Annotated in this window: 9 protein-coding genes; 8 read left to right on the plus strand and 1 reads right to left on the minus strand. The window is 43.4% G+C overall.

The window, feature by feature from the left end; translation table 11 throughout:
• The first annotated feature begins 37 nt into the window (after window positions 1–37).
• The 5 genes from HMPREF2613_RS01670 (at window position 38) to HMPREF2613_RS01690 (ending at window position 6018) form a co-directional block, all read left to right on the plus strand.
• Window positions 38–1699 carry a ribonuclease J gene (locus tag HMPREF2613_RS01670; protein WP_070478522.1) on the plus strand — a complete coding sequence of 554 codons (1662 nt, stop codon included), beginning with the start codon at window positions 38–40 and terminating at the stop codon, window positions 1697–1699.
• Window positions 1700–1765: 66 nt separating this feature from the next.
• Window positions 1766–2545, plus strand: a complete 780-nt coding sequence (locus HMPREF2613_RS01675) for an alpha/beta hydrolase (RefSeq protein WP_070478525.1) — start codon at window positions 1766–1768, stop codon at window positions 2543–2545.
• A 62-nt stretch (window positions 2546–2607) separates the two neighbouring features.
• A complete protein-coding gene (locus HMPREF2613_RS01680; RefSeq protein WP_070478527.1) occupies window positions 2608–3309 on the plus strand; it encodes a M57 family metalloprotease in 702 nt (233 codons plus the stop codon).
• A gap of 38 nt (window positions 3310–3347) precedes the next feature.
• On the plus strand, window positions 3348–5195 hold the full coding sequence (uvrC, locus tag HMPREF2613_RS01685) for an excinuclease ABC subunit UvrC (protein ID WP_070478529.1): 1848 nt from the start codon (window positions 3348–3350) through the stop codon (window positions 5193–5195).
• Window positions 5185–6018, plus strand: a complete 834-nt coding sequence (locus HMPREF2613_RS01690; RefSeq protein ID WP_070478531.1) for a metallophosphoesterase family protein — start codon at window positions 5185–5187, stop codon at window positions 6016–6018. The genes uvrC and HMPREF2613_RS01690 overlap by 11 nt, the downstream gene beginning before the upstream one ends.
• Window positions 6019–6085: 67 nt before the next feature.
• Here the strand turns inward: HMPREF2613_RS01690 and HMPREF2613_RS01695 are convergent, their stop codons facing one another.
• The gene (locus tag HMPREF2613_RS01695; protein ID WP_070478533.1) at window positions 6086–6886 is read right to left on the minus strand and encodes an amino acid ABC transporter substrate-binding protein; all 801 of its coding nucleotides are present in this window, start codon (window positions 6884–6886) and stop codon (window positions 6086–6088) included.
• A 171-nt stretch (window positions 6887–7057) separates the two neighbouring features.
• On the opposite strand from HMPREF2613_RS01695, the gene HMPREF2613_RS01700 reads away from it, so the two are divergent.
• Genes HMPREF2613_RS01700 through HMPREF2613_RS01710 form a run of 3 tightly spaced genes read left to right on the plus strand, consistent with a single transcriptional unit; the run spans window position 7058 to window position 9708 of the window.
• Window positions 7058–7663, plus strand: coding sequence for a nitroreductase family protein (locus HMPREF2613_RS01700; protein WP_070478535.1), 606 nt, complete (start codon window positions 7058–7060; stop codon window positions 7661–7663).
• Window positions 7664–7675: 12 nt separating this feature from the next.
• The gene (gene pepV / locus HMPREF2613_RS01705; protein WP_070478536.1) at window positions 7676–9076 is read left to right on the plus strand and encodes a dipeptidase PepV; all 1401 of its coding nucleotides are present in this window, start codon (window positions 7676–7678) and stop codon (window positions 9074–9076) included.
• Between the two features lie 53 nt (window positions 9077–9129).
• Complete coding sequence (locus HMPREF2613_RS01710; protein WP_070478538.1) at window positions 9130–9708, plus strand: uracil-DNA glycosylase family protein; 579 nt, start codon at window positions 9130–9132, stop codon at window positions 9706–9708.
• Window positions 9709–9742 lie beyond the last annotated feature (34 nt).

A 9742-nucleotide genomic window follows, 5' to 3' on the forward strand; every position in this document is an offset into this window, starting at 1 on the left:
CCCTATAATCAAGATAAACTAAGCTTTCGGAGGAAAAATGAGTAATATCAGTTTAACAACACTTGGTGGTGTACGTGAAAACGGGAAAAATATGTATATCGCTGAAATCGATGGGTCTATTTTCGTTTTGGATGCAGGTCTGAAATACCCTGAAAATGAACAACTAGGGGTGGACGTGGTCATTCCCAATATGGACTACCTTTTTGAAAATAGCGACCGTATCGCTGGCGTCTTTTTGACCCATGGTCATGCGGATGCCATTGGTGCTCTGCCTTATCTCTTGGCTGAAGCCAAGGTACCTGTATTTGGGTCTGAGCTGACCATTGAGTTGGCCAAACTCTTTGTCAAAGGAAATGATGCGGTTAAGAAATTCAATGATTTCCATGTCATTGATGAGGATACGGAGATTGATTTTGGAGGGACTGTGGTGTCCTTCTTCCGTACAACCCACTCTATCCCAGAAAGTCTGGGTGTTGTCTTGAAGACAGCTGAAGGGAGCATCGTTTATACAGGTGACTTCAAATTTGACCAGACGGCTAGTGAATCCTATGCGACAGACTTCGCTCGTTTGGCAGAAATCGGTCGTGATGGAGTTCTAGCTCTTCTTAGCGATTCAGCAAATGCAGATAGCAATATCCAAGTGGCTAGCGAAAGTGAAGTTGGGGACGAGATCACTCAAACCATTTCGGACTGGGATGGTCGTATCATTGTTGCAGCAGTAGCCAGCAACCTCTCTCGTATCCAGCAGGTGTTTGACGCTGCGGATGCAACAGGTCGTCGTGTGGTCTTGACAGGATTCGATATTGAAAATATCGTCCGTACTGCTATTCGCCTTAAGAAATTGTCTCTAGCTAACGAGAGTCTTTTGATTAAGCCAAAAGATATGTCTCGCTTTGAAGACCATGAGTTGATTATCCTTGAGACAGGTCGTATGGGTGAGCCTATCAACGGTCTTCGCAAGATGTCGATTGGTCGTCACCGTTATGTGGAAATCAAGGACGGTGACCTAGTCTATATCGTAACCACTCCGTCTATCGCCAAAGAAGCAGTCATGGCGCGTGTGGAAAATATGATTTACCAAGCTGGTGGGGTTGTCAAACTGATCACCCAAAGCTTGCGCGTGTCAGGTCACGGAAATGCGCGTGATTTGCAGTTGATGATCAACCTCTTGCAACCCAAGTATCTCTTCCCGATTCAAGGGGAATACCGTGAGTTAGATGCTCATGCTAAGGCTGCTATGGCAGTTGGGATGTTGCCAGAACGCATTTTCATCCCTAAAAAGGGAACCAGTATGGCTTATGAGAATGGAGACTTTGTTCCAGCTGGCGCAGTTTCGGCAGGCGATGTTTTGATTGACGGGAATGCCATTGGTGATGTTGGAAATGTGGTTCTTCGTGACCGTAAGGTCTTGTCAGAGGATGGTATCTTCATTGTAGCAATCACCGTTAACCGTCGTGAGAAGAAAATTGTGGCCAAGGCTCGTGTTCACACGCGTGGATTTGTTTATCTCAAGAAGAGTCGCGATATTCTCCGTGAAAGTTCAGAATTGATTAACCAAACGGTAGAAGACTATCTTCAAGGAGATGACTTTGACTGGGCAGATCTTAAAGGGAAGGTTCGGGATAATCTGACCAAGTATCTCTTTGATCAAACCAAGCGTCGTCCAGCTATTTTACCAGTAGTCATGGAAGCAAAATAATCGTTGAAATAAACAGAGAGAAAGTCGAATGTCGGCTTTTTCTTATAGAAAAATAGAGGAAAAATTATGGCAGTAATGAAAATCGAGTATTACTCACAAGTTTTGGATATGGAATGGGGAGTGAATGTCCTCTATCCTGATGCTAATCGAGTGGAAGAGCCAGATTGTAAAGACATTCCAGTCTTGTACCTCTTGCACGGGATGTCTGGTAATCATAATAGTTGGCTCAAGCGGACCAACGTAGAACGCTTACTTCGAGGAACCAATCTCATCGTTGTTATGCCCAATACCAGCAACGGTTGGTATACCGATACCCAATATGGTTTTGACTACTACACAGCTCTAGCAGAGGAATTGCCACAGGTTCTGAAACGCTTCTTCCCTAATATGACCAGCAAGCGTGAAAAGACCTTTATCGCTGGTCTTTCCATGGGAGGCTACGGCTGCTTCAAACTGGCTCTTGCTACAAATCGTTTTTCTCATGCAGCTAGCTTTTCAGGTGCCCTTAGTTTTCAAGATTTTTCTCCTGAAAGCCAAAATCTGGGGACACCAGCTTACTGGAGAGGTGTGTTTGGAGATATTAAAGATTGGACAGCTAGCCCCTATTCTCTAGAAAGTCTGGCTAAAAAATCGGACAAAAAGACCAAGCTTTGGGCTTGGTGTGGCGAGCAGGATTTCTTGTATGAAGCCAATAATCTCTCAGTGAAAAATCTCAAAAAACTTGGATTTGATGTGACCTATAGCCATAGCGCTGGAACTCACGAGTGGTACTACTGGGAAAAACAATTGGAACGTTTTTTAGCAACCCTGCCAATTGACTTCAAATTAGAAGAGAGATTGTCATAATTTAGCTTTCTTTCAGCTTGTTTTAGTAAAATAGTCTTTATTTGCTAGAAAGGTGGAGAGACATGCGCTGGATTTTTCGTTTGATAGGGGCTTTCTTTTCTTTTTTGTGGCGTTTGTTTTGGCGCCTAGTTTGGATAGCCGTGCTCTTATGTGCTCTTGCTTTCGGACTTCTCTGGTATCTGAACGGGGATTTTCAAGGAGCGCTAAAGCAAGCAGAGCGGTCAGTAAAGATTGGTCAACAAAGTATCGGCCAATGGGGAAAAACAGGGCAACTGCCTAAGTTGAACCAGACAGATAGCCATCAACACTCTGAGGGAAGGTGGCCGCAGGCTTCAGCTCGTATTTACCTAGATCCTCAGATGGATTCAGGATTTCAAGAGGCGTATTTAGAAGCGATTCAGAACTGGAATCAAACTGGTGCTTTTAACTTTAAAGTTGTCACCGAGTCTAGCAAGGCAGATATTATGGCTACGGAGATGAATGACGGAGGCACTCCTGTGGCAGGAGAGGCAGAAAGTCAGACCAATCTCTTGACGGGTCAATTCTTGTCTGTAACGGTGCGTCTGAATCACTATTATCTGTCCAATCCTAACTATGGCTATTCCTATGAGCGTATTGTCCATACGGCAGAACATGAGTTGGGGCATGCGATTGGCTTGGACCATACAGATGAGAAGTCTGTGATGCAACCAGCAGGTTCCTTTTATGGTATCCAGGAAGAAGATGTTACAAACCTCCGAAAAATATATGAGATCAATGAGTAGGGGACTATCTTTCCCTACTTTTTTGCTATAATGGAACTATGAATAACTTGATTAAATCAAAACTAGAGCTCTTGCCGACCAGCCCTGGTTGCTACATTCACAAGGATAAAAACGGTACGATTATCTATGTAGGAAAAGCTAAAAATCTGCGTAATCGCGTGAGGTCCTATTTCCGTGGAAGTCATGATACTAAGACAGAGGCTCTGGTATCTGAAATTGTGGATTTTGAATTTATCGTTACGGAGTCCAATATTGAGGCACTTCTCCTAGAAATTAATCTGATCAAGGAAAATAAGCCTAAATACAATATCATGCTCAAGGATGACAAGTCCTATCCTTTCATCAAAATCACCAATGAGCGCTATCCTCGTTTGATTATTACCCGTCAGGTCAAAAAGGACGGCGGTCTCTACTTTGGACCTTATCCAGATGTGGGGGCAGCCAATGAAATCAAGCGACTACTGGATCGGATTTTCCCTTTTCGCAAGTGTACCAATCCACCGTCTAAGGTCTGTTTTTACTACCATATCGGCCAGTGCATGGCCCACACTATCTGTAAGAAGGATGAGGCCTATTTCAAGTCCATGGCTCAGGAGGTTTCTGATTTTCTAAAAGGGCAGGATGACAAAATTATTGATGACCTCAAGGGAAAGATGGCAACGGCAGCCCAGACTATGGAGTTTGAACGTGCGGCAGAATACCGTGACCTAATTCAAGCTATTGGAACGCTTCGAACCAAGCAGCGGGTCATGGCTAAGGATCTCCAAAATCGGGATGTCTTTGGCTACTATGTGGACAAGGGATGGATGTGTGTTCAGGTTTTCTTTGTCCGTCAGGGCAAGCTCATCGAGCGGGATGTCAATCTTTTCCCTTATTATAATGATCCGGACGAGGACTTTCTAACCTATGTGGGACAATTTTATCAAGAAAAATCTCATCTAGTTCCCAATGAAGTATTGATTCCGCAGGATATTGACGAAGAAGCTGTCAAGGCCTTGGTGGATACCAAGATTCTCAAACCCCAGCGTGGAGAGAAAAAACAACTGGTCAATCTGGCTATAAAGAATGCACGTGTCAGTCTGGAGCAGAAGTTCAATCTGCTAGAAAAATCTGTCGAAAAGACCCAAGGGGCTATTGAAAATCTAGGACGTTTGCTTCAAATCCCGACCCCAGTCCGCATTGAGTCCTTCGATAATTCCAATATCATGGGGACCAGCCCTGTTTCGGCTATGGTGGTCTTTGTCAATGGCAAACCAAGTAAGAAGGATTATCGTAAGTACAAGATAAAAACCGTTGTTGGGCCAGATGACTATGCCAGTATGAGAGAAGTCATTCGTAGGCGCTATGGTCGAGTACAGCGTGAGGCTTTGACTCCTCCAGATTTGATTGTCATTGATGGAGGACAGGGTCAAGTCAATATCGCCAAGCAAGTCATTCAAGAGGAACTGGGCTTGGATATCCCTATTGCAGGTCTGCAAAAGAATGACAAACATCAAACACATGAATTGCTCTTTGGAAATCCGCTTGAGGTGGTGGAGTTGTCTCGCAATTCTAAGGAATTCTTCCTCCTCCAACGCATTCAAGATGAGGTGCACCGCTTTGCCATCACCTTCCACCGCCAACTGCGCTCCAAAAATTCCTTTTCATCCCAATTGGATGGAATTGAAGGTCTGGGGCCTAAACGTAAGCAGAATCTCATGAAGCATTTCAAGTCTCTGACCAAAATCAAGGAAGCCAGTGTGGATGAGATTGTCGAAGTTGGAGTACCAAGAGCAGTAGCAGAAGCTGTGCAAAGAAAGTTGAACCCGCAGGAAGAAGAGGAATTAGCTCAAGTAGCGGAAAAACAAGTAGATTACCAAACGGAAGGAAACCACAATGAACCATAAAATCGCAATTTTATCAGATATTCATGGCAATACAACTGCCCTAGAAGCAGTGATTGCAGATGCTAAAAATCAAGGAGTCAGTGAATATTGGCTTCTGGGAGATATTTTTCTTCCTGGTCCAGGCGCAAATGACTTGGTCGCTCTGTTAAAGGACCTTCCTATCACAGCCAGTGTTCGAGGCAATTGGGATGATTGTGTCCTTGAAGCCTTGGATGGTGAATATGGTTTGGAACATCCACAAGAAATCCAATCAATGCGAATGACCCAGTTTTTGATGGAGCGAATGGATCCTGCAACGATTGTCTGGTTACGAAGCTTGCCTTTGCTGGAAAAGAAAGAAGTTGAGGGGCTACGCTTTTCTATCTCTCATAATTTGCCAAATAAGAACTATGGTGGTGACTTGCTAGTTGAGAATGATACAGAGAAATTTGACAAACTCCTAGATGATGAAGTTGACGTGGCAGTCTATGGTCATGTTCACAAGCAGTTGCTTCGTTATGGCAGTCAAGGGCAACAAATCATCAATCCAGGGTCGATTGGCATGCCCTATTTTAATTGGGAGGCGTTAAAAAATCACCGTGCCCAGTATGCCGTGATAGAAGTTGAAGATGGGGAATTGGTAAATATCCTATTTCGTAAAGTCGCTTATGATTATGAAGCGGAGTTAGAACTGGCCAAGTCCAAGGGACTTCCCTTTATCGAAATGTATGAAGAGCTACGAAGAGAAGACAACTATCAGGGGCACAATCTGGAACTATTAGCAAGCTTAATAGAAAAGCATGGGTATGTAGAAGATGTGAAGAAATTTTTTGATTTTTTGTAAGAGTTTCCTAAAATAACCAATGCAAACTATAAAAGCGATTGGCTGGCCCAATCGTTTTTAATATATCTTATTGTAATTGAGATTTATCTGGGAGGTAAGAACCACCTAGATAGGTGTTGCTGAGTTTTTCAAGGGTTCCATCTTGGTAGAGTTCTTTGAGCGCTTTATCAAATTTCTCTTTAAACTCTTTTTGGTCGTTTGAGAAAACGATATAGTTGTTGGGGCTATCGGCAGAAGGTAAATCAACGACTGAGAGATTTAAGCCGCGGTCCTTGATGATTTTTTGAACGGATACCTTGTCAAAGACTAGGAAATCAAATTCACCGTTAGAGAGGTCTAGGATTCGCTTACCGATATCCTCGCCAGAAAAATCGATAGTAGCAGGATTATCAGTATGTTTTTGATTCCAGTTATTGATGAATTGAGCGTTTGAAGTTCCGGTATCCTCTTGCGTTGTTTTACCAGCAATTTGGTCAAGTGAAGTCAAAGGATTTTTCTTGTTGCTGACAAGGACGAGGGGGTTGTTCGAAATTGGAAGTGAGTAGAGGTATTTTTCAGCACGCTCTTTTGTATAACTCAAGTTATTGGCTGCAGCCTGATAGTGACCAGAATCAAGTCCTGGGAAGATACTCTCCCAGGCAGTTCTTTGGAATTGAATCTCGTAGTCGCTGAGTTTTTCATCAACTGCTTTTAGAACTTCGATGTCGAAGCCTGTTAGATTGCCCTTATCTTCGTAGTCAAATGGCGGCACATCGCCAGCTGTAGCAACGACGATTGTCTTTTGAGAGCTGGTCTCTTTAGGTGTGGCTTGATTTCCACAGGCAACTAAAAATGGTAGGATGGCTAATAATAGGCTAAATTTTTTCATAATGTCTCCATTCAAATGTAAAGTTATCTGCTAGTTTATCAGAAATGTTCCTGATGAACCAATATATATTTTTTATGGCCGTAATAAAAAATCTTAATCATGAAAAATCCCTGCAAGCTCTTTCAAATTATGGTAGAATGGAAGCAGTAGAATTAGAAAAGGAAATCGATTATGAAATTTCTGGAATTAAACAAAAAACGTCATGCGACTAAGCAGTTTACTGATAAGCCTGTTGATCCAAAAGATGTGCGTACGGCTATCGAAATTGCAACCTTGGCTCCAAGCGCCCACAACAGTCAGCCTTGGAAATTTGTGGTGGTTCGTGAGAAAAATGCTGAATTGGCGAAGTTGGCTTATGGTTCAAACTTTGAGCAAGTATCATCAGCGCCTGTAACCATTGCCCTCTTTACAGATACGGACTTAGCAAAACGTGCTCGTAAGATTGCCCGTGTCGGTGGGGCAAAGAATTTTTCAGAAGAACAACTACAATACTTCATGCAGAACTTACCCGCTGAATTTGCGCGCTATAATGAACAACAGATTAGCGATTACCTAGCTCTCAATGCAGGTTTGGTTGCCATGAACTTGATTCTCGCTCTTACAGACCAAGGAATTGGATCAAATATGATTCTTGGATTTGACAAATCAAAAGTCAACGAAGTTTTGGATATCGAAGACCGTTTCCGCCCAGAACTCTTGATTACAGTGGGTTACACAGATGAAAAATTAGAACCAAGCTATCGCTTGCCAGTGGATGAAATAATTGAAAAAAGATAGGAAGAAGAACAAATGACAGCAATTGATTTTACAGCAGAAGTAGAAAAGCGTAAAGACGACCTCTTGGCAGACTTGTTTAGCCTTTTAGAAATCAACTCAGAACGTGATGACAACAAGGCGGATGCCCAGCATCCATTTGGACCTGGTCCAGTAAAAGCTTTGGAGAAATTCCTTGAAATCGCAGACCGCGATGGCTACCCAACTAAAAATGTTGACAACTACGCAGGACATTTTGAGTTTGGTGATGGCGAAGAAGTTCTCGGAATCTTTGCCCACATGGACGTGGTGCCTGCTGGTAGCGGTTGGGACACAGATCCTTACACACCAACTATCAAAGACGGTCGCCTCTATGCACGTGGAGCTTCGGATGATAAGGGGCCTACAACAGCTTGTTACTATGGTTTGAAAATCATCAAAGAGTTGGGCCTTCCAACTTCTAAGAAAGTTCGTTTCATCGTTGGAACAGATGAAGAATCAGGTTGGGCAGACATGGACTACTATTTCGAGCACGTAGGACTTGCAAAACCAGACTTCGGTTTCTCTCCAGATGCTGAATTCCCTATCATCAACGGTGAAAAAGGAAACATTACAGAATATCTCCACTTTGCAGGTGAAAATGCAGGTGCTGCCCGTCTTCATAGCTTTACAGGTGGTTTGCGTGAAAACATGGTACCTGAATCAGCAACAGCAGTCGTTTCAGGTGACTTGGATGACTTGCAAGCTAAACTAGATACCTTTGTTGCAGAACACAAACTTAGAGGAGAACTCCAAGAAGAAAACGGCCAATACAAGGTGACGATCATTGGTAAATCAGCCCACGGTGCTATGCCTGCTTCAGGTGTCAATGGTGCGACTTACCTAGCCCTCTTCCTTAGCCAGTTTGACTTTGCTGGTCCAGCTAAAGACTACCTTGACATCGCTGGTAAAATTCTCTTGAACGACCATGAGGGTGAAAATCTCAAGATTGCTCATGTGGATGAAAAGATGGGTGCCCTTTCTATGAATGCCGGTGTCTTCCGCTTCGATGAAACAAGTGCTGATAATACCATTGCCCTTAACATCCGCTATCCAAAAGGAACAAGTCCAGAACAAATCAAGTCAATCCTTGAAAACTTGCCAGTTGCTTCTGTTAGCCTTTCTGAGCACGGTCACACCCCTCACTATGTGCCAATGGAAGATCCACTTGTCCAAACCTTGTTGAATGTTTATGAAAAACAAACTGGTCTTCAAGGTCATGAACAAGTTATCGGTGGTGGAACCTTTGGTCGTTTGCTCGAACGTGGGGTTGCCTACGGTGCTATGTTCCCAGACTCAATTGACACCATGCACCAAGCCAATGAATTTATCGCCTTGGACGATCTCTTCCGAGCTGCAGCAATCTACGCCGAAGCTATTTATGAATTGATCAAATAAAACGATAGAAGTCTGAGATTTTATGCTTGGACTTCTTTTTGGAGGGAAAACATATGTCTCAAATTGAAAGAATCAAGCAGGCTATTATGGCAGATCCGCAGAATGCTACTTTTACAAAGCGTGGCATCGAGCCTCTCTTTGCAGCGCCAAAGACTGCTCGCATCAATATCATCGGTCAGGCACCGGGACTTAAAACCCAAGAAGCAGGCCTTTACTGGAAGGACAAAAGTGGTGATCGTTTGCGGGACTGGCTAGGTGTGGATGAAGATACCTTTTACAATTCAGGTTATTTTGCTGTTTTGCCTATGGATTTCTACTTTCCAGGGCATGGCAAGTTAGGTGACCTGCCACCGCGAGCAGGTTTTGCAGAAAAATGGCATTCTCAGCTCTTGCAAGAATTACCAGATATTCAATTGACCCTCTTGATTGGCCAGTACGCCCAGGCCTACTATTTAAAGGAGAAAATCAGTGGCAAGGTGACAGAACGGGTAAAACATTACCAGAACTACTTGCCAACCTATTTTCCACTAGTTCACCCCTCGCCGCGAAATCAAATCTGGATGGCCAAAAATCCTTGGTTTGAGTCAGAAGTGGTGCCAGATTTGAAAAAAAGAATTAAAACCATTTTATAGTCAATGAAAATCAAAGAGCAAACTAGGAAGCTAG

The organism is Streptococcus sp. HMSC070B10 (genome assembly GCF_001808665.1).
Lineage (GTDB): Bacteria > Bacillota > Bacilli > Lactobacillales > Streptococcaceae > Streptococcus.

Excerpts from the sequence above, each read along its gene's own strand:
- HMPREF2613_RS01670 (WP_070478522.1), top strand. The coding sequence starts at position 38 with ATGAGTAATATCAGTTTAACAACACTTGGTGGTGTACGTGAAAACGGG.
- HMPREF2613_RS01675 (WP_070478525.1), top strand. The coding sequence starts at position 1,766 with ATGGCAGTAATGAAAATCGAGTATTACTCACAAGTTTTGGATATGGAA.
- HMPREF2613_RS01680 (WP_070478527.1), top strand. The coding sequence starts at position 2,608 with ATGCGCTGGATTTTTCGTTTGATAGGGGCTTTCTTTTCTTTTTTGTGG.
- uvrC (WP_070478529.1), top strand. The coding sequence starts at position 3,348 with ATGAATAACTTGATTAAATCAAAACTAGAGCTCTTGCCGACCAGCCCT.
- HMPREF2613_RS01690 (WP_070478531.1), top strand. The coding sequence starts at position 5,185 with ATGAACCATAAAATCGCAATTTTATCAGATATTCATGGCAATACAACT.
- HMPREF2613_RS01695 (WP_070478533.1), bottom strand. The coding sequence starts at position 6,886 with ATGAAAAAATTTAGCCTATTATTAGCCATCCTACCATTTTTAGTTGCC.
- HMPREF2613_RS01700 (WP_070478535.1), top strand. The coding sequence starts at position 7,058 with ATGAAATTTCTGGAATTAAACAAAAAACGTCATGCGACTAAGCAGTTT.
- pepV (WP_070478536.1), top strand. The coding sequence starts at position 7,676 with ATGACAGCAATTGATTTTACAGCAGAAGTAGAAAAGCGTAAAGACGAC.
- HMPREF2613_RS01710 (WP_070478538.1), top strand. The coding sequence starts at position 9,130 with ATGTCTCAAATTGAAAGAATCAAGCAGGCTATTATGGCAGATCCGCAG.